This is a genomic window from Janibacter sp. A1S7 (assembly GCF_037198315.1).
Lineage (GTDB): Bacteria > Actinomycetota > Actinomycetes > Actinomycetales > Dermatophilaceae > Janibacter > Janibacter alittae.
Genome location: NZ_CP144913.1, coordinates 2,627,305 through 2,650,234, shown reverse-complemented (window position 1 = coordinate 2,650,234; position 22,930 = coordinate 2,627,305). Strand labels below are relative to the sequence as shown.

Annotated in this window: 25 protein-coding genes; 16 read left to right on the top strand and 9 right to left on the bottom strand. The window is 70.8% G+C overall.

The window, feature by feature from the left end; translation table 11 throughout:
- Positions 1–4: 4 nt before the first annotated feature.
- Positions 5–976, top strand: a complete 972-nt coding sequence (locus V1351_RS12795; protein ID WP_338748590.1) for an RNA polymerase subunit sigma-70 — start codon at positions 5–7, stop codon at positions 974–976.
- A 160-nt stretch (positions 977–1,136) separates the two neighbouring features.
- On the opposite strand, the gene V1351_RS12790 is transcribed toward V1351_RS12795, so the two are convergent.
- The 4 genes from V1351_RS12790 to V1351_RS12775 all read right to left on the bottom strand — a co-directional run bounded on the left by V1351_RS12790 (position 1,137) and on the right by V1351_RS12775 (position 5,402).
- Entirely contained in the window at positions 1,137–1,904 is a 768-nt protein-coding gene (locus tag V1351_RS12790; protein WP_338748589.1) for a class F sortase, read from the bottom strand.
- A 141-nt stretch (positions 1,905–2,045) separates the two neighbouring features.
- Entirely contained in the window at positions 2,046–2,882 is an 837-nt protein-coding gene (locus V1351_RS12785; RefSeq protein WP_338748588.1) for a hypothetical protein, read from the bottom strand.
- A gap of 246 nt (positions 2,883–3,128) precedes the next feature.
- Complete coding sequence (locus V1351_RS12780; protein ID WP_338748587.1) at positions 3,129–4,061, bottom strand: DUF6801 domain-containing protein; 933 nt, start codon at positions 4,059–4,061, stop codon at positions 3,129–3,131.
- A gap of 150 nt (positions 4,062–4,211) precedes the next feature.
- Positions 4,212–5,402, bottom strand: a complete 1,191-nt coding sequence (locus tag V1351_RS12775; RefSeq protein ID WP_338748586.1) for an NADH-quinone oxidoreductase subunit D — start codon at positions 5,400–5,402, stop codon at positions 4,212–4,214.
- A 32-nt stretch (positions 5,403–5,434) separates the two neighbouring features.
- On the opposite strand from V1351_RS12775, the gene V1351_RS12770 reads away from it, so the two are divergent.
- Positions 5,435–6,697, top strand: coding sequence for an SGNH/GDSL hydrolase family protein (locus tag V1351_RS12770; RefSeq protein WP_338748585.1), 1,263 nt, complete (start codon positions 5,435–5,437; stop codon positions 6,695–6,697).
- Here V1351_RS12770 and V1351_RS12765 read toward each other — a convergent pair.
- Complete coding sequence (locus V1351_RS12765) at positions 6,621–7,643, bottom strand: SAM-dependent methyltransferase (RefSeq protein WP_338748584.1); 1,023 nt, start codon at positions 7,641–7,643, stop codon at positions 6,621–6,623. The two genes, V1351_RS12770 and V1351_RS12765, sit on opposite strands and share 77 nt — an antisense overlap.
- A gap of 63 nt (positions 7,644–7,706) precedes the next feature.
- Between V1351_RS12765 and V1351_RS12760 the strand changes: the two genes are divergently transcribed.
- The 9 genes from V1351_RS12760 to V1351_RS12720 all read left to right on the top strand — a co-directional run bounded on the left by V1351_RS12760 (position 7,707) and on the right by V1351_RS12720 (position 15,679).
- Positions 7,707–8,639: a Rossmann-like and DUF2520 domain-containing protein gene (locus V1351_RS12760; protein WP_422388981.1), complete on the top strand. Its 933-nt coding sequence runs from the start codon at positions 7,707–7,709 to the stop codon at positions 8,637–8,639.
- Entirely contained in the window at positions 8,636–9,544 is a 909-nt protein-coding gene (panC, locus tag V1351_RS12755) for a pantoate--beta-alanine ligase (protein WP_338748582.1), read from the top strand. Before V1351_RS12760 ends, panC begins: the two co-directional genes overlap by 4 nt.
- 164 nt (positions 9,545–9,708) lie before the next feature.
- Entirely contained in the window at positions 9,709–10,155 is a 447-nt protein-coding gene (panD, locus tag V1351_RS12750; RefSeq protein ID WP_338748581.1) for an aspartate 1-decarboxylase, read from the top strand.
- A complete protein-coding gene (locus V1351_RS12745; RefSeq protein ID WP_338748580.1) occupies positions 10,148–11,887 on the top strand; it encodes an L-aspartate oxidase in 1,740 nt (579 codons plus the stop codon). The genes panD and V1351_RS12745 overlap by 8 nt, the downstream gene beginning before the upstream one ends.
- Positions 11,884–12,768 carry a carboxylating nicotinate-nucleotide diphosphorylase gene (gene nadC / locus V1351_RS12740; RefSeq protein ID WP_338748579.1) on the top strand — a complete coding sequence of 295 codons (885 nt, stop codon included), beginning with the start codon at positions 11,884–11,886 and terminating at the stop codon, positions 12,766–12,768. The genes V1351_RS12745 and nadC overlap by 4 nt, the downstream gene beginning before the upstream one ends.
- A gap of 214 nt (positions 12,769–12,982) precedes the next feature.
- Positions 12,983–14,440 (top strand): lysine--tRNA ligase, encoded by a 1,458-nt coding sequence (gene lysS / locus V1351_RS12735; RefSeq protein ID WP_338752536.1) that lies wholly within the window; start codon positions 12,983–12,985, stop codon positions 14,438–14,440.
- A gap of 2 nt (positions 14,441–14,442) precedes the next feature.
- Positions 14,443–14,655 carry a lysyl-tRNA synthetase gene (locus tag V1351_RS12730; RefSeq protein ID WP_338748578.1) on the top strand — a complete coding sequence of 71 codons (213 nt, stop codon included), beginning with the start codon at positions 14,443–14,445 and terminating at the stop codon, positions 14,653–14,655.
- A gap of 74 nt (positions 14,656–14,729) precedes the next feature.
- A complete protein-coding gene (locus V1351_RS12725) occupies positions 14,730–15,056 on the top strand; it encodes a histone-like nucleoid-structuring protein Lsr2 (RefSeq protein ID WP_338748577.1) in 327 nt (108 codons plus the stop codon).
- The gene (locus tag V1351_RS12720) at positions 14,969–15,679 is read left to right on the top strand and encodes a (2Fe-2S)-binding protein (RefSeq protein WP_338748576.1); all 711 of its coding nucleotides are present in this window, start codon (positions 14,969–14,971) and stop codon (positions 15,677–15,679) included. Before V1351_RS12725 ends, V1351_RS12720 begins: the two co-directional genes overlap by 88 nt.
- 72 nt (positions 15,680–15,751) lie before the next feature.
- Here V1351_RS12720 and V1351_RS12715 read toward each other — a convergent pair whose 3' ends face one another.
- Genes V1351_RS12715 through ligD (V1351_RS12705) form a run of 3 tightly spaced genes read right to left on the bottom strand, consistent with a single transcriptional unit; the run spans position 15,752 to position 17,997 of the window.
- Entirely contained in the window at positions 15,752–16,126 is a 375-nt protein-coding gene (locus tag V1351_RS12715) for a VOC family protein (RefSeq protein WP_338748575.1), read from the bottom strand.
- Between the two features lie 52 nt (positions 16,127–16,178).
- Positions 16,179–17,072: a non-homologous end-joining DNA ligase gene (gene ligD, locus V1351_RS12710; protein ID WP_338748574.1), complete on the bottom strand. Its 894-nt coding sequence runs from the start codon at positions 17,070–17,072 to the stop codon at positions 16,179–16,181.
- Positions 17,065–17,997, bottom strand: a complete 933-nt coding sequence (gene ligD, locus V1351_RS12705; protein ID WP_338748573.1) for a non-homologous end-joining DNA ligase — start codon at positions 17,995–17,997, stop codon at positions 17,065–17,067. Before ligD (V1351_RS12705) ends, ligD (V1351_RS12710) begins: the two co-directional genes overlap by 8 nt.
- A gap of 300 nt (positions 17,998–18,297) precedes the next feature.
- Here ligD (V1351_RS12705) and V1351_RS16315 point away from each other — a divergent pair, with 300 nt between their 5' ends.
- The 3 genes from V1351_RS16315 to V1351_RS12690 are packed head-to-tail and all read left to right on the top strand — an operon-like array spanning position 18,298 to position 20,318.
- Positions 18,298–18,489 carry a hypothetical protein gene (locus tag V1351_RS16315; protein ID WP_422388980.1) on the top strand — a complete coding sequence of 64 codons (192 nt, stop codon included), beginning with the start codon at positions 18,298–18,300 and terminating at the stop codon, positions 18,487–18,489.
- A gap of 31 nt (positions 18,490–18,520) precedes the next feature.
- Positions 18,521–19,483 (top strand): Ku protein, encoded by a 963-nt coding sequence (locus V1351_RS12695; protein WP_338748572.1) that lies wholly within the window; start codon positions 18,521–18,523, stop codon positions 19,481–19,483.
- A gap of 10 nt (positions 19,484–19,493) precedes the next feature.
- Entirely contained in the window at positions 19,494–20,318 is an 825-nt protein-coding gene (locus V1351_RS12690) for an Fpg/Nei family DNA glycosylase (protein ID WP_338748571.1), read from the top strand.
- Here V1351_RS12690 and V1351_RS12685 read toward each other — a convergent pair whose 3' ends face one another.
- Complete coding sequence (locus V1351_RS12685) at positions 20,319–20,906, bottom strand: flavin reductase family protein (RefSeq protein WP_338748570.1); 588 nt, start codon at positions 20,904–20,906, stop codon at positions 20,319–20,321.
- A 42-nt stretch (positions 20,907–20,948) separates the two neighbouring features.
- On the opposite strand from V1351_RS12685, the gene V1351_RS12680 reads away from it, so the two are divergent.
- Positions 20,949–22,460, top strand: coding sequence for an MFS transporter (locus V1351_RS12680; protein ID WP_338748569.1), 1,512 nt, complete (start codon positions 20,949–20,951; stop codon positions 22,458–22,460).
- A 63-nt stretch (positions 22,461–22,523) separates the two neighbouring features.
- Complete coding sequence (locus V1351_RS12675; protein WP_338748568.1) at positions 22,524–22,838, top strand: antibiotic biosynthesis monooxygenase family protein; 315 nt, start codon at positions 22,524–22,526, stop codon at positions 22,836–22,838.
- The last annotated feature ends 92 nt before the right edge of the window (positions 22,839–22,930 follow it).

Here is a 22,930-nt window from a genome sequence, read left to right as displayed (position 1 = left end):
TCTCGTGAGCATCGACTTCGAGGGGGCGACCGCGTCGCTGCGCCCCGAGTTGGTTGCGCACTGCTACCGGATGATGGGTTCGGCCGTCGACGCCGAGGACCAGGTCCAGGAGACATACCTGCGCGCCTGGCGGGCGTTCCACGACTTCGACGGCCGCTCCTCGGTTCGGACCTGGATGTATCGCATCGCCACCAACGCGTGCCTGTCCGCGCTGTCGTCGTCTGCGAAGCGGGTGCTCCCCACCGGTCTGGGCGGTCCGCCCGGCGACCCCAAGGGGCCGATCAACCCCCGACAGGACGTGCCTTGGCTGGAACCGCTGCCTGACGCGGTGCTGTGGCACAGCGCCAGTCCCACGCCCGAGGAGAGGTTGCTCGCTCGGGAGAACGTCACGCTCGCATGGACCGCGGCGCTGCAGAATCTCCCACCCAACCAACGCGCCACGCTGCTGCTGCGAGAGGTGCTCGGACTCAGCACGGAGGAACTCGCCGAGACCCTGGAGACCACCAGCGCTGCGGTGAATTCCGCACTCCAGCGGAGTCGGGCCACGGTCGGCAGCGGGCTTCCCGACCCCGTCACCGGCGACGCGACCGTGGACGACGCGGTCGAGGCGTTCGTCGAGGCGTTCGAACGACACGACTTCGACGCCGTCGTCGACATCCTCGCTGACGACGTGACGTGGCAGATGCCGCCGTTCGACCAGTGGTACTTCGGTGCACGCGCCGCCGCCGAGCTCTCCTGGACTCACTGCCCCGCCACGCAGGCCGGCGACCTGCGTTTCCTCAGGGCACGCCTCAACAGCGGCCCTGCCGTGGGCATGTATCTGCGCAAGGGACGGGAGTGGGAGGCCTTCCAGCTGCAGGCACTCCACGTCACTGCCGATGGCCGCATTGACGACGTCATCGGCTGGTTCGAGCCCCACCTGTTCCGTCTGGCCGGACTACCGACCACCGTCCACCAGGGCCGGACACCTGCCTGACGGCCAGATGCGCCACTCGCCCAGGCGAAACCGCATGGGACCAGCCGGTGCCCCCCGGCCGGTCCGGCACCAGATCAGTGCGGACAGGACCCGATTCGGCGTGCGAAGGGGGTGGGCTGAGGCCGTCAGACCATGGTGGGCCGGCTTCAAGCCGACCCACTCAGGCCGAGAGCCTCTTCGCCCAGACGACCCAGTTGCCGTCGTAGTGCCCGTTGCTGAAGGACGTCTGCGGATCACAGGTGATCAGGCGCAGCACCGGCTCGGGGTTGTCGTAGTCCCAGATCGAGTCGTCCCGGGGGACGCCGTCCTTGGTCGCCGGCTCGGACCGGGTGATCTCGAAGGTCACCTGCTCGCCGGAGCTGTAGGTGACCGTGACGACGTCACCGAGGTCGACCCGGGGCAGGTTCCAGAAGACGTCCGGGTTGCTGCCGTGGTTGATGTGGCCGACGAGGATGCTCGCACCCTGGAACCCCGGCTTGGGCCAGCCCGGCTCCGCATACCAACCGGCCGTGCCGAAGGGGGGCGCCAGGACGTTCTCGGAGTCGAGCTTCGTGGCCTGGAGTGAGGCGTCGACGATGGATCGGCCCCCGGAGGTCACCTGGACCCGGGTGGGGTTGCCGTCGGGAGCGCCCTGGACGACGTTGCCCTGCGTGGCGGACTTCGTCGAGGTGGAGGTCTCCGCCGGCTTCGTCTTCGTGGTCGACTCGCTCGTCGGTGGAGATGGATTCTGCGGGGACGGCATGATCTCGCTCGGTGGCACGTAGGCGTCCACGTCGACGTTCATCGCCGGCTCGTCGCGCTGCGCCCACCAGATGCCCACGGCGCCCGCGCCGACGAGGAGCGCCGCACAGGCCGCCATGATCGCAGTCGTGCGACGGTAGCGCTTGCCCTCACGGCGCTTCTCGCCACGCGTGGGTGGTGTCGTCACGTACTCCTCCTGCTCACTTCAACATCACGTGGGAGAACGTGTGTCCTCGTCGTGGAGTTCCCCCCGGGGCAAGGCTACGGGCCGCCGGTGCCGGGACGCTCCCGGTGCCGACGGCCCGTGCCGTGATGGTGTCGGACGACCTCAGTGCTGGGTGGACCGGCGACGGACCACGAGGACCGTCCCGGCGCCGGCTCCGGCGAGGAGCAGACCACCCAGGGCGTACCCGAGGGTGTTGTCCTGCTGGCGCAGCATCTGCGGGGTCAGGCCGTCGGTCTGGACGACCTGGGGGACCGTCGGCTGATCAGCGGGGACGTCTCCGGCGGGCGGCTGCGCGTCGGCCGGATCGTGGATCTCGGCGGTGTCCTCGGCGTCATCGGGCTCCTCGGCCATCTCCGGGGAGGTGACGGTGACCGTGTCGATGACCTTGTCCGTCTCGTCAGTGCTGCACGGCACAGTGACCGGTCCCCCTTGGCTGAAGCCGCTAAGCGTGGCCTCGAAGGATTCCGGCACCAGGACCTCGAAGGTCTGACCGGCAGCTTCGACGGGAACGACGATGGACCGTGCCTCGTGGCTCGCCATGGAGACCTGCACCTCGCTCTCACCCACGGTGAACCCCTCGGAGGTGAGAGTGGTGTCGACGGTGCCGATCGTCGTGCCGCCGGTGCGCACCGGCGCGGTGACGGGAACCGTGACCTCGGCCCCCTCGGACGGGGTGGAGGCGCCCAGCAGCGGGATCGTCGCGGCACCGGTGACGGAGTCGACGCTCAACGTGTTGCCGGGTGCCACGGTCGCTGGTGCGTTGGTATCGAAGGTGACGGTGATGTCCTCGGACGTCGGGACCTCGGGGCCGGGAACCGTGCACGTGTAGCTGACGGTCGTCTCCGCCTGCGCCGGCAGGGCGGTGGCGACGCCCATCAGGCCGATGCCGGTGACGAGTGCGGCACCCGCCGAAAGGCGGGTCTTCAGGCGTGCAGCCATGGTCAATCTCCCCAGTCGTCGACAGCACCCGCTGGTCGCGGATGCCCTGAGAGGAAGGTACCGGTGAGTTGGGTCACGCTCAACGCGGGGCCCGGGTCAGGACCGGATCGTCATGTGTTGGTGACCAGGCGCCGACGGGTTCGTGACCCACGTGTCGAGGTCGTCTGCACCATGGCGACGGGCCGCCGACCCTGTGGTCGGCGGCCCGTCGCCACACTCACCGACGCGAGGTCGGTGGCGTACTGCTCAGTGCTGCTGCCCGCGGCGACGCGCGACCAGCACGGTGCCGGCGCCAGCGCCCGCGAGGAGCATGCCGCCGAGCGCGAGCGCGGCCGTGTTGTCCTCCTGCGAGGTCATCGCCGGGGTCAGACCGTCAGTCTGGACGACCGCCGGGACCTCGGGAGAGCCGGCGTCCTGGCCGTCTTGCCCGTCGGTGCCGTCCGTGCCGTCTTGGCCGTCGGTGCCGTCTTGGCCGTCGGTGCCGTCTTGGCCGTCGGTGCCGTCCTGGCCGTCCTGGCCGTCCTGGCCGTCCTGGCCGTCGGTGCCGTCCTGGCCGTCGCCGTCGCCGTCGCCGTTTCCGCCGCCCTGGCCGTCGCCGTCGCCGGCGCCGACGATGATGCTGCCGACCGTGGCGTCCTGTGGGGCAGTGCAGCTGATGTTGAGGACGAAGCCGGTGTCGGTGGTCAGATCCGCAGTGAAGTCGCCGGCGGTGATGTCGATCGTGCCGTCTGCGTCGGGGGCGGTCTCGGCCTGACCCGTGCCGGTGGCGACGTTCGTGATGTCACCCTCGGCCGGGACATCTGACGTCGGAATGGTCAGCTCGACCTCCCGCTCCTGCTCACCGAAGGTGTAGTTGGCGGTGGAGGTGCCCTCGAGGGTCATGACGTTGAGGCTGCGCAGCTGCGCCGCGGCGTCCGCGCCGGGCACGACCGTGGCGACGATCTCCGGTGCGTCGATCGCGGCGCTCGGGTCAACCTGATCGGGCGCGTCGACGGACAGGTTGACCTTCCACGGGTCGGTGAATTCCTTGGCTAGACCCTCGTTCGTCAACTCGCACGAGTACTCGAGGTCGCTGGCGATCGCGGCCTGGGCCGGGACGGCGGTGGCGATGCCCATCATGCCGAGGCCCGTGACGAGGGCGGCGCCCGCGGACAGGCGGGATGTGAGGCGCTTGGCCATGTGTGTGACTCCCCTTGTGGTTCAGTCCTGGTTGCCTACCGGTCGGTAAGTACCACAAGGAAAGGTACCGAGGGTTGAACGAGTTCTCAAGAGATCCCCGGACCCGTCCTGGCTCTGCCGAAGTGACATGGGCCACGGTCCGAGGGTGTCCTACTTGTCGATGTCCCCCACCACGAAGAACATCGATCCCAGGACCGCGACGAGGTCGGACACGAGACACCCGGGCAGCACCTGCGAGAGCACCTGGACGTTGCCGAAGGACGCGGACCGCAGCTTCAGCCGCCACGGTGTCTTCTCCCCACGTGAGACCAGGTGGTAGCCGTTGAAGCCCAGCGGGTTCTCCGTCGCGGTGTACCGGTCACCCTCGGGCACCTTGAGGACCTTGGGCAGGCGCTGGTTGACCGGACCACGCTCCAAGGAGCGCATCCGCTCCACGCACGCGTCGGCGAGGTCGAGGCTGACGTGCGTCTGCTCCAGCAGCACCTCCAGCCGCGCCAGGCTGTCGCCGGCGGTGCGGGTGACGACCCGGCCGGGCCCCCCTTCGCCGAAGAGTTCCCCGTACGCGAGGTACGGGTCATCACGACGCAGGTCCACATCGACCCCCGAGGCCCGGGCGATCGGCCCGGAGACGCCGTAGGCACAGGCGAGGTCGTGGGAGAGGGGACCGACCCCCTTCGTCCTCGCCTCGAGGATCTCGTTGCCGATGATCAGCGCCTCCAGCTGTGGCATCCGGGCGCGCACGTCCGCCACGGCTCGCGCAACGCGGTCCAACCACCCCGCCGGCAGGTCCTCCTTGAGGCCGCCGACCCGGTTGAACATGAAGTGCATCCGGCCGCCGGAGATCTCCTCCATGACCGCCTGGATGTCCTCGCGCTCCCGGAAGGAGTAGAAGATCGGCGTGATCGCACCGAGCTCGAGCGGGTACGACCCCAGGAACATCAGGTGATTGAGCACGCGGTTCAGCTCCGCCAGAAGGGTGCGCGCCCACGTCGCACGCTCCGGGACCTCCATGCCGAGCATCGCCTCGACCCCGAGGACGACCCCGAGTTCGTTGCCGAAGGCCGAGAGCCAGTCGTGGCGGTTGGCCAGCATCGTGATCTGCCGGTAGTCGCGGACCTCGAAGAGTTTCTCCGCCCCGCGGTGCATGTACCCGACGATCGGGTCGGCCGAGATGACCCGCTCGCCGTCGAGGACCACCCGCAGCCGTAGGACGCCGTGGGTCGCGGGATGCTGCGGACCGATGTTCAGCACCATGTCCGCGCTGGCCAGGGTCGCGTCCCCGACGCCGACGTCCAGCGTCTGCGTCCCGGGGCCAGTGCCGGGTCCCGGTGTGCTCGTCATGCCCGCAAGTATGCGTCAGGCACCATGGCACGGTGTCGACACGGACCCGCTGGAAGGCAGCCTGGGCTGCCGCCGTCGGCCTCGCCCTGCTGGGGGTGGCCGGCTGCGCACCCACCGGCCCGCAGCCCACCTCGACCCGCACCTTCGACGGTTACCCCGTCCTCGACCCGTGGACGCAGGCCGTGCAGAGGGCCGGCGAGGACGCTGCGAACATCGTCGTGCTCGGTGACTCGGTCAGCGAGGGCACGGGCGTGACGGACCAGATGGACAACCGCTGGGTCGACCGACTGCAGCGGGGCCTGCGGGAGCGGGTCGGGACGCCGGACTGCCCGACGCGGTCCGCCGGGTACCACGGCACCTCGTCCGTCGTGCCCGCCGAATACCGCGCCGACAGCCTGCCCGACCCGGTGACCCGGGGTGAGGTCACGCCGCTGACGGATGTCGGGCCGGGCGGCCGCGCCCTCCAGCTCGGCCCCGGCGCCAGCATCACCTGGCAGGTCGATGCCCGTTCCGTCGACGTCGGTTACCGCACCCGCCCCGACGGCGGGACCCTGCGCGTCGAGATCGACGGCGTCGCTCCCACCCCGGCCCTGGCCATCCCGACGGCGACGAGGTCGACGGCACCCAGCGCCACGGACGCGGAGGAGCCGATCCCGCGCAGCACCGGTGAGCGCAGGGTGTGGTCCTCCGAAGGGCTCGGCCGGGGTCGGCACACGGTCACCGCGACCAACGCCAGCGAGTCGGGCAGCGCGGCGCCCGTGACCGTCACGGACCTCACTCCCTACCGCGGTGACCGCGATCGCTGCGTACACGTCCTCGATGCCTCCCGTGCCGGGGTCATGGCGAGCTTCATCGAGCGGACTCCGACCTACCTCGCCGACAGCCTCTCGCTCGACCCGGACCTGTTGCTCGTGCCGCTCGGCTTCAACGACGCGTTGCGCGGTGTGGGCCCGGCGGAGTTCGGTCGTGTCCTCGACTCGCTCATCGAGCAGACGCGTGAGCAGGGGTACGAGGGCCCGGTGCTGCTCGTCGGCTGGTTCGTGCCGGACTGGCGCGACGAGATCCCGCCCTGGAGCCAGTACCTCGACCAGATGGCCGAGCGCACCGAGCACGAGGGCGTCAGCTTCGTCGACCTGTCCGCGGTGCTGCCGCCGGTGGCAACCGCCCCCGACGGGGTGTACCTGGACCGCCTGCACCCCGGACCGCGCGGGCAGGTGCTCATCGCCGAGAGCCTCCTCGAGGCGCTGGCCCCGCGATCCGACCTCGAGGGGACGAACGCGCCGCGGACCCCGTGATCCGGTCGACGCGCCGGATCGCCCACAGGAAGTCCCCGGGTCCCGGCCCGGTGAGCGCTGCGGCGTGGGAGGCGCGGGAGAGTGCCGCCAGATAGCCGGCGGGGTCGCTGTGCGCCCGGTCGAGCGGTGGTCGGGCGCCGTCGACCCCCAGGCCCCGCAGCATCTCCCGTTGGGTGCGCACGAGATCGGCGCGAAGGGAGTCCATCGCCACGTGGGCGGTCAGGTCACACGACCCGTCCGGCAGCGGTGGGCAGGCGCTTCCGTCGCGATAGCCCATGAGCGTCCCGTCGATGGGTCGCCTACCCGCCCGGTGGCCGTAGTCGACGGCGACGACCAGGCCCGACCCCGTCCGTGCCACGAGGCGCTCGAATGCCTCGTCTCGAGCGCGGCCGATCTCGACGACCGCGCCCGGAGGGTGCGGCCCGGGCCACCACCGCCCCACCCAGCCGCTGTCCGCCTCGTCCAGTGGCTCGCCGAGGTGCTCGGCGCCGTCCTCGTCGACGTGGACCGTGCGCAGAGTCCCGGCCTCGTCCGCGCGGGTGATGCCGCACGGCACCACGTCGAGCCACTCGTGCGCGAGGACGAGTGCCTCGGTCGGGGTGCCGAGGTCGGGCAGCTCGGGGCCGCCGGGGGCGACCAGCCAGCCGATGCGCGGGTCGAGGTCGGCGGGGCGGTCGACGACGTCGACGCCGAGGAGATCGAGGTCCGGGTGGGTGTGCCGCGACACAGCGGCGAGGGCGGTCAGCAGCTCACCCCGGCCGCAGCCCACGTCGACGACCGTCCGCAGACCTTCCTTCTCCACCAGCCGCAGCAGTGCGTCCGCAAGGAGTTCGCCGTCAGGGCCGTGCGTGGCGGTGGCGAAGTGGCCGGCTGGCCCTTCCGCGCGACGGTAGAACCCCCCTTCGCCGTAGAGGGCCTCCGCCCACGCCTCCTGCCATGTCCGCACCCCCGCATTGTCGCGGAGTCCTCGAGGGCTCGGGGGCGCCGACTCCTGGCGCGGCCCGGGCGGATGGACGAAGGGGGCGGCCCGGCCGGTAGCGTCGGGCCGGTGAACACCCCACACGTGCCCGAGCGGCCCACCCTGCGCGTCGGGGTCGTCGGATCCGGCCGTGTCGGCGCCGTCCTCGGCGCCGCCCTCCGCGGGGCCGGCCACGAGGTCGTCGGTGTGTCGGCGGTGTCCGAGGCCAGCCGGGACCGTGCGGAGCTGCTCCTGCCCGGCGTCCCGGTGGTGCCCGTGCCCGAGGTGGTCACCGCAGCCCAGCTGGTGGTCCTCGCCGTGCCCGACGACGCCCTGGACGACCTCGTCGCCGGCCTGCACGCCACCGGCACCTGGCGCCCCGGACAGCTCGTGGCCCACACCTCGGGCCGGCACGGACTGGCCCCCTTCGCCCCGATCGCCGACGAGGTCCTGCCGATGGCGATCCATCCGGCGATGACCTTCACCGGGACCAGTCTCGACCTGACGCGGCTGCACGAGTGCTGCTTCGGGGTCACCGCGCCGGAGGCGATGCGGCCCGTCGCCGAGACCCTGGTCGTCGAGATGGGGGGCGAACCGGTGTGGGTGCCCGAGGAGTCCCGCGGTCGCTACCACGCCGCCCTCGCCCACGGCAGCAACCACATGGTCACCCTCGTCGCCCAGGCGATGGAGATCCTGCGCTCGGCCGACATCGACCCCGCGGACCGGGTGTTGCGCCCGCTGCTGCAGGCCAGCCTGGACAACGCGCTGGCCTCCGGTGATGCGGCCCTGACCGGGCCGGTCGCGCGAGGTGATGCCGGCACCGTTGCCGCGCACCTGGACGAGCTGGCGGACCTGCCGCAGGACATCCGATCCGCCTACCGCGCCCAGGCCAGGGCCACCGCACTGCGTGCCACCCGGGCAGGTCGACTGCGTGGGGACGTGGCCGAGACGATCCTGAACACCCTCCACGAGGAGACCCGATGACCACCGAACCCCTCGTCACCCGCAGTCGGGACGAGCTCGCCGCCGCCCGGGCCGACCTCGCCGACGGCGAGGTGGCCGTCGTGATGACCATGGGCGCCCTCCACGAGGGGCACGCCCGGCTCATCCGCACCGCTCGCGAGCGGGCTCGCCACGTGCTCGTGACGATCTTCCTCAACCCCTTGCAGTTCGGGGTGGGGGAGGACCTGTCGAAGTACCCGCGGACCTTCGACGACGACCTGGCGATCTGCAGGCGCGAGGGCGTCGACCTCGTCTTCGCGCCCACCCCGGACGTGATCTACCCGGACGGGGACCCCGGCGTGCGCATCTCCGCCGGTCCGCTCGGGGACGTCCTCGAGGGTCAGTCGCGCCCCGGCCACTTCGACGGGATGCTCACGGTCGTCGCCAAGCTGATGCACCTCACCCGTGGTGACCGCTTCTACTACGGGCAGAAGGACGCCCAGCAGCTGCTGCTCATCCGGCGGATGGTGCGCGACATCGACTTCCCCGCGACGGTGGTCTCCGTGCCGACGGTGCGCGAGGAGGACGGCCTGGCCATGAGCAGTCGCAACACCTATCTCTCCGGGAGCGACCGGGAGGCCGCGTTGGTGCTCTCCCGTGCCCTGCGGGCCGGTGCGGACCGCGCGGAGGAGGGGCCCTCGGCGATCCGTCGGGCCGCCCGGGAGGTGCTCGTCACCGAGCCGCTCGCGCTCTCGGACTACCTCGTGCTCGTCCACCCGTCGAGCCTGGCGGAGGTGCCCGAGTGGTATCGCGGAGAGGCCCTGCTGGCCGTCGCCGCGCGGGTCGGCACCACCCGCCTCATCGACAACATCCCGGTCCTCGTCGGCCCGGGCGGTGGGGCGCTCGAGGTCTTCTCCGACGTCCCGCACGCCGACCTGCACGCCTGAGCTGGGCGAAGGCGCCTGCGACCGGGGCAGGGGCGATTTCCGGGCCACCAGGGGTCGGTCCGATCCAGTCGTGGGGCAGATCTCCTCGGAGCGGCGGTGACTCCACCCCCGCGCCTCTGAGAGACTGGACGACGGTCAACCGCCGAGACGAAGGACAAACCGTCGTGCAGCGCTACATGCTCCACAGCAAGATCCACCGGGCCACGGTCACCCAGGCAGATCTGCACTACGTCGGGTCGCTGACGATCGACCGCGACCTCATGGACGCCGCGGACATGCTCCCCGGCCAGCAGGTCGACATCGTCGACGTCGACAACGGCAGCCGGCTGACCACCTACGCCATCGAGGGCGATCGCGGCTCCGGGACCATCTGCATCAACGGCGCCGCCGCGCGTCTGGTGCAGCCCGGTGACACGATCATCATCATCGCCTATGCGTCCATGGACGACCACGAGGCACGGACTTTCGAGCCGCAGGTCGTCTTCGTCGACGAGGACAATCGGATCGTGCAGCAGTACCACGACGCCGGCGACGTACCCGAGGGATACGGGCTGATGACCTCGGCGGTCACCCACCGCGAGCACCCGGGTGGCGGAACCAGCGGTGCATGAGCCGGCGGGGGCGGCTCCGGTCGTCCTGCCGCGGTTCCTGACCTCCCCACTGCCCGGTTGGACGGCCGAGGCCGACGTCCTCGTCGTCGGCTCCGGCATCGCCGGCCTGACCTGCGCGCTGCGGCTGCGCGAGCACGTCGCTCGGGTGCTGCTCGTGACCAAGACCGAGCTGTCCGCCGGGTCGACCGCGTGGGCCCAGGGCGGGATCGCCGCCGCGCTCGCCCCCGAGGACTCCCCGCACGAGCACCTCGACGACACCCTCGTCGCCGGCATCGGCCTGTGTGACGAGTCGGCCGTCGAGGTGCTCGTCACCGAGGGGCCGGCGCGGGTGCGCGAGCTCATCGGTCTCGGGGCTCGCTTCGACACCGACGACTCCGGCGCGATCACCCTCACCCGCGAGGGTGGCCACCGCCGCGACCGGATCGCGCACGCCGGCGGTGACGCCACCGGGGCAGAGATCTCCCGGGCGCTCATCGCCCAGCTCGAGGCGGTGCGGGCCGACCCCGGGATCGAGATCATCGAGAACGCGCTCGTGGTCGACCTGCTCACCTCGGACGAGGGCAGTGTGTGTGGTGCCACCGTCCACGTCATCGGCGAGGGCGAGATCGACGGGGTCGGGGCAGCACGGGCGAGGGCTGTCGTCCTCGCCACCGGTGGTCTGGGGCAGATCTACTCCGCGACCACCAACCCCTCCGTCGCCACCGGGGACGGTATGGCTGCCGCGCTGCGAGCCGGGGCGGCGCTCGTGGACGTCGAATTCGTGCAGTTCCACCCCACCGTCCTGCACCTGGGCCCCGGGGCCAGTGGTCAGCAACCGCTGATCTCCGAGGCGGTGCGAGGCGAGGGCGCGGTCCTGGTCGACTCGACCGGCAGGGCCTTCATGGCCGATGTGCACCCGATGGCCGATCTCGCCCCGCGTGATGTCGTCGCCCGCGCCATCCTCGAGCGGATGCAGGCGACCGAGACCGATCACGTCCTCCTCGACGCGCGGCACCTCGGCAGTCAGTTCCTCGAGCTGCGCTTCCCGACGATCGTCGCCCGGTGCCGAGAGCTGGGCATCGACCCCGCGACCGAACCCATCCCCGTTGCCCCGGCGCAGCACTACGCCTCCGGCGGGGTCCGCACGGATCTGCGCGGACGCACCAACCTGCCCGGCCTCTACGCCTGCGGGGAGGCCTCGTGCACCGGCGTGCACGGTGCCAACCGGCTCGCGAGCAACTCCCTGCTCGAGGGCCTCGTCTTCGCCCACCGGATTGCCGATGACCTCGTGGCGCGGCTGGCAGCCGGTGAGCTGCCCCTCGTGGGCGCTTCGGGCGAAGGGAGCGCCGGCCTGCTCGACGCCGGTCAGCGTGACGTCCTGCAGGCGACGATGACGAAGGGGGTCGGCCCCCTTCGCTCGCGCGAGTCGACGTCCTCGGCGCTGGCCTCCTTGGTGGAGCTGGCCGGGACCACGTCCGATGCCGAGCCGGGACCGCACAGCTGGGAGACGACCAACCTGCTCCACCTCGGGCAGGCGCTGGCCACCGCCGCGCACCTGCGCGAGGAGACCCGCGGCGGCCACGTGCGCCGCGACCACCCGGACAGCGACGACGAGGACTGGTCCGCGCATCTCGTCCACGTACGCGACCCGGGTGACGGCGAGCTCGTGGTGATCCGGCTGGACGTCGACCTCGCCTGGCCGCAGGACGTGAGCGACGCAGACGAGACCGAGGCGCTGGAGGGTGTGCCGTGACCGACCCGGACTTCCCGATCGAGGCCGCTCAACGGCTCGTGACCACCGCGCTCGCCGAGGACCTCGGGCCCGACGGGCTCGACGTCACCAGCTCCGCGACCATCCCCCTCGACCAGGTGACGACCGGCCACGTCGTCGCCCGGGAGCCCGGTGTCCTCGCCGGTGGGCCGGTGATCGCGCTCGTCCTCGACGGCGTGGCCTCGCTGACGTCGGGGACGCCCCCTTCGCTCGAGGTGCGGATCACCGACGGCGCCCGGCTGGGTGTCGGTGACGTCATCGCCCTGCTCCGCGGCTCGACGCAACAGGTGCTCATGGCCGAGCGCACGTTGCTCAACGTCATGTCGCGCCTGACCGGCATCGCCTCGCACACGCGCCGGTGGGCCGACGCGCTCGCCGGCACCGGGTGCACCGTCCTGGACACCCGCAAGACGACCCCCGGGCTGCGTGAGCTGGAGAAGTACGCCGTGCGCGCCGGTGGCGGGACGAACAAGCGGATGGGCCTGTACGACGTCGCGATGGTCAAGGACAACCACGTCGTCGCCGCCGGGGGAGTGGCGCCCGCCTACACCGCGATCCGGGAGCGATACCCCGACGTCACGATCGAGGTCGAGGTGGAGTCCACCGAGCAGGCGCTGGAGGCGTTGGCGGCGGGGGCGCGGTTCCTCATGTGCGACAACATGTCCGTGGATCTGCTGCGTGCGACCGTCGTCGCGGCGCGGGAGTGGGTCGCCGGGCGCGGTGAGAGCGTCGAGATCGAGGCGACCGGCGGACTGACCCTCGACGACGCGGCCGAGTACGGCGCGACCGGCATCGACTACCTGAGCGTCGGTGGGCTCACCCACTCCTCGCCGATCGTCGACCTCGCGCTCGACCTGGTCTGAGCCCTCCCCGACGAAGTGCTGCTGGCTCTATTTGGTTGAGCGAGCAGCACCACGTCGTGCTGCTGGCAACACGAACTCGAGCCTGCAGCAGTTCGCTGGGTGGGAGGAGGAGGGCTTGACGGCGATTCGAGTGGGGGAGGGACCGCGGATATCGTGGTGACCCGTGAGTGACGAGCCGACCGAGCCCCCTGCCGACGACGAGCTGCCGGAGCAGATGCGCATCCGGCGCGAGAAGCGCGACCGCATCCTCGCCGACGGCAAGCAGGCCTACCCGGCCGGGACCTCCCGCACCCACACGCTTGCGCAGGTGGGCGACACCTGGGGGCATCTCGAGACCGGCGAGGAGACCCAGGACGTCGTCACCGTCGCCGGCCGCGTGATGTTCATCCGCAACACCGGCAAGCTCGCCTTCGCTGCGCTGCAGGAGGGGATCGGAACGCGGCTGCAGGTCATGCTCTCCCTGGCCGAGGTCGGGCAGGAGTCCCTCGATGCGTGGAAGCACGACGTGGACCTGGGGGACCACGTCGCGGTCACCGGCCGCGTCATCCGCTCCCGTCGCGGGGAGCTGTCGGTCATGGCCTCCTCATGGGTGATGGCCTCGAAGGCGCTGCGCCCCCTTCCCGTCCTGCACAAGGAGCTGTCGGAGGAGGCGCGCGTGCGCCAGCGTTATGCGGACCTCGTGGTGCGTCAGGACGCCCGAGACATGGTCCGCCTGCGCGCGGGGATCGTGCGGGCCATTCGCGAGACGTTGCACGCGCGCGAATTCATCGAGATCGAGACGCCGGTGCTGCAGCTCATTCACGGTGGTGCGGCGGCGCGCCCGTTCGAGACGCACATGAATGCCTTCGACCAGGGGATGTCATTGCGTATTGCTCTCGAGCTGCCGCTGAAGAAGGCGGTTGTCGGGGGCGTGGACCGCGTCTACGAGATGGGGCGCCTTTTCCGCAACGAGGGTGTGGACTCCACCCACTCCCCGGAATTCACCTCGCTCGAGGTGTACGAGGCCTGGGGTGACCAGTTCACGATGGCCGAGCTGATCCAGTCGCTCGTCCTCGCCGCCGCCGATGTGGCCGGGACCCGTCAGGTGACCACTCCTGCGGGAGATGTCGACCTCGACGGCGAGTGGCGGTGGCTCTCGTTCTACCCGGCCCTGAGCGAGGCAGTCGGTGAGGACGTCGACGTGACCACCCCGATCGAGCGTCTGCGTGCGATCGCGCAGGCGAAGGGAGTGGCCCTCGACCCGGCGTGGGACGCCGGCAAGGTCGCCATGGAGCTGGTCGCCGAGCTGGTGGAGCCGACCTGCGTCCAGCCGACCTTCATCTGCGACTACCCCGCCATCGCCCAACCCCTGGCGCGCCCGCACCGGGAGCAGGGGAAGGAGGGCCTCATCGAGGCCTGGGACCTCTTCATCGGTGGCGTCGAGCGCGGCACGGCATTCTCCGAGCTCATCGACCCGCTGATCCAACGCGAGGTGCTGGAGGACCAGTCCCGTCGGGCGGCCGCGGGTGATGACGAAGCGATGCAGCTGGACGAGGACTTCCTGCGGGCACTGGAGTTCGGTGCCCCACCGATGGGCGGCCTCGGTCTGGGGATCGATCGCCTGATCATGCTCTTCACCGGGGTCGGGATCCGCGAGACCATCCTCTTCCCGCACACCAAGCCGGAGGCCTGACCATGGGCGAGTTCCTTTCCGACTTCTGGCCGTATCTTGCCGCGCTGTTGCCCACCGTCGGAGTCGCATATCTCTTCTACTGGGTCATCCGGTACATGATCGAGGCGGACCGCAGTGAACGAAAGGCAATTGCGAAATGGAATGCGGAGCATGGTGATGACCTGAAGGGAAATCGCCAGCCTCTTCCGAAGAAGGACGGGCCTGTGGACGACTGATTGGGTGATTCATGGGATTCTTGACTATCGTGGAATGCAACCAAAGACATTCTTCAAGTGAAACGGAGTCCGACATGGCCCAGCGTGTCCAGATCATCCTCGAGGACGACATCGACGGCGGCGACGCGACCGAGACCGTCACCTTCGGTCTCGATGGCGTCAGTTACGAGATCGACCTCAACGAGAAGAACGCGACCGCCCTGCGCGACGCGCTCGCCGGGTACGTCGGCGCCGGTCGCCGCGTGGCCGGTCGACGCAGCAGCGGTGCGTCCTCCACCCGCTCCAACAGCAACGAGCTGGCCAAGATCCGAGAGTGGGCCCGCGCCAACGGCTACGACGTGTCCGATCGTGGGCGGATCAGCAAGAAGGTGCGCGACGCCTACGCCAAGGCCAAGGGCTGAGCGAGCTCAGCACCGGTGAGCTGCGCGCCGCGCTCGCGCAGCTCGACCGGCACCTTGCCTTCCTCACGGTCCGGGTCGCCGACGACGGTGACCCGGACCGTGGCATTCCCCTGGCCCGAGCGACGACGATCGCACCCGAGTGGATCGCGGCCTACCGCGAGGTGACGGTCGCCCAGTCGGGGACCGCCCCCGCCGGGATGCCCTCGGCGTTCGTCCTGCAGTACCTGCTCGACCCGCTCGCGACGGTCATTGCGACGGCTGCGGTGCACACCCCCTTCGCCCTCGACGCGGACCCGCGGCTCTGGTCGCTGGACCTCGACCCGACCTACCTCTACCCGGTCGCGGTGCAGGTCCGGCCGGGTGGCCACCGGCGGGTCGGCGACGACATCGATCGTCTGGACACGGCCTGGGCCGGCTATCGGGAGACCGGAACCGCCCTGGCCACCCAGCTGCCGACGCCGACGAAGATGAGCAGCCGACAGCGCCTGGGCATGGTCGAGGACATGTGGGAGATCGCCCTCGCCCGGCTCGCCGGCGCGCCACCACCCGAGCGGACGTCGTGCTGTCTGATGTACGCCCTGCCGGGACTCGCCCCCTGCGCAGGCTGCCCGCGGCAGGTGTAAGACCTCACCTCGGTGGGCGGACGGCGACTGGCGGGTGATCCGTCGTCGCATCACCTCCACGGGGCGCGGGCGCTAGGCCGAAGCCACCGGGGTCGTCACCAGCCACTGCGTGCCCCACGGATCGACGAGTCGCCCGGCGCGAGCCCCGTAGAACTGGTCGTCCACCGGGAAGATCACCTCGGCGCCGTGGGCGACAGCGCGCTCGGCGGTGGTGTCCGGGTCGGCGCAGACGACCTCGATGATCGCGCCCGGTGTCGGGACGGGGTCGTGCTCGTCGGCGTCCTTGAGGCTGAGGGTGCGCCCCCCGAGGTGCACGGTGGCGTGCTGGATCGACCCGTCGTGCCGGTGGACCGGTCCCTCGGTGGCGTCGAAGACCTCGACCAGGAAGGCAATGGCGGCGCTCGCGTCGCTGACGACGAGCTTCGGGGACACCTGGATCTCGTTCATGGCCCCACTCTGTCGTCCTCGACCGGTGGTGTCTTGGACGTTTCGGAGACGCTCAGCGGTCGGTGGGCAACAGTGGCGCCAGCAGGTCGCCGTGCTCCTGAAGCCGGGAGACGACCTCCTCGAAGTCCAGCTGCCGCAGTGCGCCGGCGTCCTGAGCGCCCGCCTCGACCTCGTCCCACGTGCGCGGAGCCGCCACCCACGGGTCGTCCCGCCCGCGCATCGAGTAGGGGCACACGGTCGTCTTGGCGGCGACGTTCTGGCTCCAGTCGAGGAAGATCTTGCCCGGGCGCAGCGACTTCGTCATCTTCCACAGCACGAGGTCGGGGTGCTTCCGGGTCATCTCCTGGGCGAGCTGCTGCGCCAGGTCGCGGACCTGCTCGCTCGTGAGGTCGCCGCCCAGCCGCGCGTAGAGCTGCATCCCCTTGCTGCCGGAGGTCACCGGGTACAGGTCGAGCCCGAGCCCCTCGAGCCGCTCACGCAGCAGGAGGGCCACCGTCGCACACTCGTGCAGCCCGGCCGGCTTCCCGGGGTCCAGGTCGATGACGAGCCGGTCGGGGTTGAGCCGCGAGCCGTCGTCGTCGACCCGCCACTGCGGGACGTGCAGCTCGATGCTGTTCAGGTTGACCAGGTAGGTCAGCTGCGCCAGGTCCTCCACGAGCGGATAGGTGACGTCCTCGACCTGTACCCGCGGCAACCAGCTCGGGGCCCCCGAGGGCAGGTTCTTCTCGAAGAAGCTCTGCTCCCCGGTCCCGTGCGGCCACCGCACGCGCGTGACCGGCCGCTGCGCCAGGTGGGCCAGGATCGTCTCGCCGGCGCGGGCGTAGTAGGAGAGCAGTTCCCCCTTGGTGGTCTCGGTGGCGGGGTACATGACCTTCTCCAGCGAGGTCAGCCGTAACGTGCGACCGGCCACCTCGACCCGGGTGACGGACCCGTGTGCATCAGCCATCGGTGGTCTCCCACAGGTCGGCGGAGGTGAGGTCGGTGCGCACCCGCAGGTACGACGGCTGGCGCAGCCGCCCGCTGGCCCGGCCGAGGCTCGCGACGTCGATGACGACCTCGGGCTCGACCCACGTCGTCCCGGTCGCGTCCTCCCGTGGCACGTGCGAGGCGAAGGGGGAGCCCCCCCGCTCGATCGGGCGCAGCCGGTGGAGCACGGCGGCCCCCGCGCGGCCGGCGAGGCCGGCACCGACCCGACCGACGAAGTCCCACCCGTCCGGGCCCGGCACGCCGACGAGCACCGCGCCCAGGAGGGAGCCGCCGACCTCCCTGCGCCAACCACCGATGACGACCGACTCGCTGTGCCGGTGCGGCAGCTTGAGCCAGTCGGGGGAGCGGCGCCCGCTGGCGTAGGCGGAGGCGCGGCGCTTGCTGACGATGCCCTCCAGGCCCTGGTCGGCGGTCGCGTCGAGCAGGCCCTCGCCGTCGTCGTAGGTCGGGGGGACCTGCCAGCGTGGACCGTCGATCTCGAGCTGCTCGAGGAGCTGCCGCCGGGCCGCCCACGGCTGGGAGGTGAGGTCCTGCCCGAGCAGGCGGAGCAGGTCGAAGGCCATGAGCGTCACGGGTCGGCTCGAGGCGAGCGCCGCTGCCCGACGCGCGTTGCCGACGTGCATCCGCTCGGCCAGACCGGCGAAGGACGGGCGCCCGTCAACGAGGGCGACGAGCTCACCGTCGAGCACCATGTCGTCGTACAGGTCGGCCAGGGGTACGAGCTCGGGGTAGGCGACCGTGACGTCGCGGTCCGTGCGACTCGTCACGGTGAGGGCGCCCCCCTTCGCCTCGACGAGGACGCGCATGCCGTCCCACTTGACCTCGTGCACCCACTGCGGCCCCGCAGGGACCGACTCGGTGAGCGTGGCGAGCATCGGGCGCATGCCTCCATCCTGCCCTCATGGGGTGGTTGCCGCGTCGTGGCGGCTCAGGTCCGCTCCGGCTACCTCGCGGGTGTGGGCTGGGCCCTGCAGCAGCAGGGCCACGACGTCCCCGGGCTGGATGTCGCGATCGCCAGCTCCATACCTGCCGGGGCGGATCTGTCTTCGTCTGCTGCGATCCACGTGTCATCGGTCCGGTGCTGGCGGCCTCGCACGCCTCCATGCGCGATGACGTCGAGATCACCGTTCCCCAGGTGGACGTTGCGGTCCGTGCAGCGCTCTCGGCGGGCGCACGGTGCCCGCATGACCGGCGGCGGGTTCGGTGGCGGCGTCCTCGCGCTCGTCGAGCAGGATGCCCGGGTGCACACGCAGGAGGCAGTGGCCCGGGCCTTCGCCGACCTCGGTCACGACGCACCCACCGTCGTCGTGGCGGTTCCCGGCGCCGGGGCGCGGCGGATGTCCCTGGCGCAGCCACCTGGGCGGCCGTGGGGCTGACGTGCGCACCGACAACGGGCATGCTGGGACCATGCGCGCAATCTGGAAGGGGGCCGTCTCCTTCGGTCTCGTCAACGTCCCGGTCCGGTTGTACTCCGCGACGGAGAACCACGACGTGCAGTTCCGCCAGGTGCACCGCACCGACGGAGGGCGGATCCGCTACAAGCGTTTCTGCAGCATCGACGGCGAGGAGGTCTCCTACGACGACATCGCCAAGGGTTACGAGACCGAGGACGGCGAGATGGTCGTGCTCACCGACGAGGACATGGCCGGTCTGCCGACGCGCTCCAGCAAGGAGATCAGCGTCGAGAAGTTCGTCCCCGAGGACCAGATCGACCCGATGCTCCTGGACAAGAGCTACTACCTGGAGCCGGACAGGTCGGCCACCAAGCCATACGTCCTGCTGCGCGAGGCACTCCGGGCGCAGGGTCGGATGGCGGTCGTCACCGTCTCCATCCGCACCCGGATGACGATGGCCGTCCTGCGCGTGCGTGACGGGGTCATCGTCATGCAGACGATGCTGTGGCCCGACGAGATCCGCAGCGCCGACTTCGCCGCCGTCGACGAGGCGGGGGAGGCCAGCGAGAAGGAGATGTCGATGGCCCGGCTGCTCATCGACGAGCTCGCCGGTGACTACGACGCCGACGAGTTCGAGGACGACTACGCCATCGCCGTCGAGAACCTCGTCAAGGCGAAGATCGAGGGGGGCGAGGTCCGCGCGCCCGAGGTCGAGGAGGATGAGGGTGGCGAGGTCGTCGACCTGCTCGCGGCGCTGGCGAAGTCGGTCGACAAGGCCAAGAAGTCCCGTGGGGAGAGCACGAGCGCCCCCACCGAGGAGACGCAGAAGTCCACCGCGAAGAAGACGCCGTCGAAGAAGGCCGCTGCCACGAAGCAGTCGTCGAAGAAGTCGACGGCCGCGAAGTCCGCTTCCTCGAAGAAGTCGTCGACGAAGGCACCGGCGAAGAAGTCGAGCGCCAAGAAGAAGGCGGGCTGACCCCTTCGCCATGCCTGAAGGTCACACCCTCCACCGGATCGCCCGCGACCTCCACGCCGCCTTTGCCGGCCGGGTCGTGTCCGTGTCCTCCCCGCAGGGCCGCTTCGCCGCCGGCGCAGCGCTCCTCGACGAGCACGCGGTGGTCGAAGCGCGCGCCCACGGCAAGCACCTCTTCGTCGAGTTCGCCGGCGAGCGGGTGCTGCACGTCCACCTGGGGCTGATCGGGACCTTCACCATCGACGCGACGGCGTACGTCGGGGAGCGCCCGGTGGTCGGCCAGGTGCGGTGCCGCATCGCCACCGACGACCACGCGGCCGACCTGCGTGGGCCGATCACCTGCCGGGTCATCACCCCGGACGAGGAGTCGGCAGTGCACCACAAGCTCGGCCCGGATCCGCTGCGGGACATCGATGGTGACCCGGCCTGGGAGCGCATCCGCCGATCGCGCAAGTCCGTCGCGGCGCTGCTGATGGAGCAGGACGTGTTGGCGGGGATCGGCAACGTCTACCGCTGCGAGGTGCTGCACCGGCACCGGATCAACCCGATGACACCGGGGGAGCGGCTCAAGCGCACCTCCTGGGAGCTGATCTGGTCCGATCTGCGTCGGCTGCTGCCGCTGGGGGTGGCGACGGGTCGGATCGTGACGGTCGCCCACGAGGTGCAGGAGATCGAGTCCGCCCTGCTGGAGGGGGAGGACGTGCACCTCGACGAGCGGACCTCCTACGTCTACAAGCGGACCGGCCAGCAGTGCGACCGGTGCGGCTCGGTGATCAGAGCCAAGGACGTCGCCGGGCGCACCCTCTACTGGTGCGGGAACTGCCAGCGGCGCAGCTGATCACGGCCGCGTGGGCCGGGTGAGGTGCATGACCTCCGGAGAGCAGCCCCACTCGTCGCGCCCCAGTCGGGAGAGGGGCCGCAGCGCAGCCATCGTCGGTCGCCCGTCCTCGAGGGCGTCCTCCCGCACGGTGATGGCCTTGACCTCCCCGATGACGAGGTGGGAGTTGCCGAGCTTGAGGCTCGAGTGCAGCCGGCACTCGATGGAGGTGGCGGAGTCGGCGACGCGGGGGACGGGCACGACCTCGCTCGGCTCGAGCGGGATGTGCAGGGCGTCGGCCTCGTCCACACCGGCGGCGAAGGGAGCGCTGCTCGCGTTGGCGAGGTCCTCCATCCCCTCGGAGACGAGGTTCACCACGAAGTACCCGGTCGCGAGGATGTTGCGCAGGGTGTCCTTGCGCCCCACCGAGGAGAAGCTGACCATCGGCGGTTCTTGGCAGGCGACGGTGAAGAAGGAGTGCGGCGCGAGGTTGCCGACACCGTCGGCGCCCACGGTCGTGATCCAGGCGATGGGCCTCGGGACGACGATGCTCGTGAGCAGGTCGTAGCTGGCCGTGGAAGGATCGCTGGTGTCGAAGACCGTGCGCATGGAGGCAGCGTAGGTGCATTCTCGCGACCGGGAGGAGCCATCGTGGCGGTGAACGGAGACGAGCCGGGGATCGAGCTCGACTCGCCGAAGGGCCGCACCGTGCTGTCCACCGTGGTCCTCGGCTCCGCAGTGGCCTCGTTGACGGCCACGGTCGTCAACGTCGCTCTTCCCGCGCTGGCCGCCGATCTGGGGGCGAACTCCTCCGGCCAGAAGTGGATCATCAACGGCTACACGCTCACCCTGGCCGCGTTCATCCTCGTCGGCGGGTCCCTGGGGGACCGGTACGGGAGGCTGCGCATCTATCGGGTCGGCGTGGTGTGGTTCGCCGTGGCTTCGTTGCTGTGTGCCCTCGCCTGGAACACCGAGGCCCTTGTCGGGTTCCGACTGCTGCAGGGTGTCGGTGGTGCGCTGCTGACGCCGGGCAGTCTGGCGATCATCGAGTCGTCGCTGCGCCGGGCCGATCGCGGCCGCGGCGTCGGCGCGTGGTCGGGCATCACCGGCCTGGCCGGGGCGATCGGCCCCCTGCTCGGCGGTCTGCTGGTGGAGATCTCGTGGCGGTGGGTGTTCGTCGTGAACGTGCCCGTGGCCATCGCCGTGGTCGTGCTCTCGCGGTGGGTGCCCGAGACGATCGACCCCCGTGCCCGCCACTCCAGATTGGATCTTCGCGGGGCGGCGCTGTCCGCCCTCGTGCTCGGGGCGGTGTCGTATGCCTTCATCGAGGGCCCCGAGAGGGGATTCTCGATCGTCGAGAAGGGCGCCGTCGTCGTGGGTGCGCTCGGTGTCGTCGCCCTGTGGGTTGCCGAGCGTCGGCACGAGCAGCCGATGCTGCCGCTGGACCTGTTCGGCGTGCGTGCGTTCGCGGTGGCCAACGTGCTGACCTTCGTCATCTACGGCGGGATGGGCGTGATGTTCTTCCTGCTGTCGATCCAGCTGCAGGTCACCGCCGGCTGGTCGGCGCTCGAGGCCGGGACCGCGCTGCTGCCGGTGACCCTGATCATGCTGGTCCTGTCCTCCCGTGCGGGGGACCTGTCGCAGAAGATCGGTCCCCGGTGGCCGTTGACGATCGGGCCGATCGTGATGGCGGTGGGCATGGTGATGATGACCCGGGCCGGCCCCGACGCCTCCTTCCTCACCGATGTGCTCCCTGCGGTGACCGTCTTCGGGTTCGGTCTGACGAGCATCGTCGCCCCGGTGACGACCACCGCACTCGGTGCGGCTCCGGACGAACGGGCCGGTGCCGCCTCGGGAACCAACAACGCCGTCGCCCGCACCGGTGGGCTGCTTGCCGTCGCGGCCATCCCGAGCCTCGTGGGCCTGACCGGCGACGCCTTGTCGACCCCGGCGCTGCTCGATCCCGGATTCGACCGCGCGATGTGGGTCTCGGCCGCCGTCGTCGCCGGTGGTGGTGTCCTGGCTCTCTTCCTGTTGCGCAGTGATGACCTCGCGGCAGGACCTGCGGACGACACGCGAGAGGACGTCGCCGCGGGGCGGACGGTCCAGCGCCACGCATGTCCGGTCGACGGCGAGCTGACCTCGACCAGTGGCGGCGGCTGAGGCCCACACCGTCTCGGGCTCCCGCCGCCCGGCACGCCACTCGGGGGGCGATACGGTCGAGCCATGAGCATCGTCAAGATCAACACGATCACCGTGCCCGAGCAGGCGCGCGAAGAGCTCGAGCGTCGGTTCGCCGAGCGCAAGGGCACCGTGGACGAGTCGCCGGGGTTCGAGGGCTTCCAGCTGCTGCGACCGACGGAGGGGGAGGACCGCTACTTCGTGATCACCTGGTGGGCCGACGAGGAGTCCTTCGTCGCGTGGCGCGACGGTGACGCGCGGGCCGCGCACGCGGGCGAGGGGAAGAAGCCGGTCGCCTCCGGTGCTGACCTCATGGGTTTCGACGTCGTCATCGACGTACCGCGGCCCGCCACCGACTGACGCCTGTGCGCTGAGAGCGAACACGGGCGGTACGGCCCCCGCGGTGGAACAGCCGCGTCCTGGCCGGCGTTGGCATCCAAGACATGGCTCGA

Bases quoted from the DNA above. Each gene is read 5' to 3' on its own strand.
- V1351_RS12725 (WP_338748577.1), top strand. From the start codon at position 14,730: ATGGCCCAGCGTGTCCAGATCATCCTCGAGGACGACATCGACGGCGGC.
- V1351_RS12695 (WP_338748572.1), top strand. From the start codon at position 18,521: ATGCGCGCAATCTGGAAGGGGGCCGTCTCCTTCGGTCTCGTCAACGTC.
- lysS (WP_338752536.1), top strand. From the start codon at position 12,983: ATGCGCATCCGGCGCGAGAAGCGCGACCGCATCCTCGCCGACGGCAAG.
- V1351_RS12785 (WP_338748588.1), bottom strand. From the start codon at position 2,882: ATGGCTGCACGCCTGAAGACCCGCCTTTCGGCGGGTGCCGCACTCGTC.
- V1351_RS12690 (WP_338748571.1), top strand. From the start codon at position 19,494: ATGCCTGAAGGTCACACCCTCCACCGGATCGCCCGCGACCTCCACGCC.
- ligD (WP_338748573.1), bottom strand. From the start codon at position 17,997: ATGCGCCCGATGCTCGCCACGCTCACCGAGTCGGTCCCTGCGGGGCCG.
- ligD (WP_338748574.1), bottom strand. From the start codon at position 17,072: ATGGCTGATGCACACGGGTCCGTCACCCGGGTCGAGGTGGCCGGTCGC.
- V1351_RS12775 (WP_338748586.1), bottom strand. From the start codon at position 5,402: ATGACGAGCACACCGGGACCCGGCACTGGCCCCGGGACGCAGACGCTG.
- panC (WP_338748582.1), top strand. From the start codon at position 8,636: ATGACCACCGAACCCCTCGTCACCCGCAGTCGGGACGAGCTCGCCGCC.
- V1351_RS12685 (WP_338748570.1), bottom strand. From the start codon at position 20,906: ATGCGCACGGTCTTCGACACCAGCGATCCTTCCACGGCCAGCTACGAC.
- V1351_RS16315 (WP_422388980.1), top strand. From the start codon at position 18,298: ATGACCGGCGGCGGGTTCGGTGGCGGCGTCCTCGCGCTCGTCGAGCAG.
- V1351_RS12675 (WP_338748568.1), top strand. From the start codon at position 22,524: ATGAGCATCGTCAAGATCAACACGATCACCGTGCCCGAGCAGGCGCGC.
- V1351_RS12780 (WP_338748587.1), bottom strand. From the start codon at position 4,061: ATGGCCAAGCGCCTCACATCCCGCCTGTCCGCGGGCGCCGCCCTCGTC.
- V1351_RS12760 (WP_422388981.1), top strand. From the start codon at position 7,707: ATGGACGAAGGGGGCGGCCCGGCCGGTAGCGTCGGGCCGGTGAACACC.
- V1351_RS12715 (WP_338748575.1), bottom strand. From the start codon at position 16,126: ATGAACGAGATCCAGGTGTCCCCGAAGCTCGTCGTCAGCGACGCGAGC.
- V1351_RS12730 (WP_338748578.1), top strand. From the start codon at position 14,443: ATGGGCGAGTTCCTTTCCGACTTCTGGCCGTATCTTGCCGCGCTGTTG.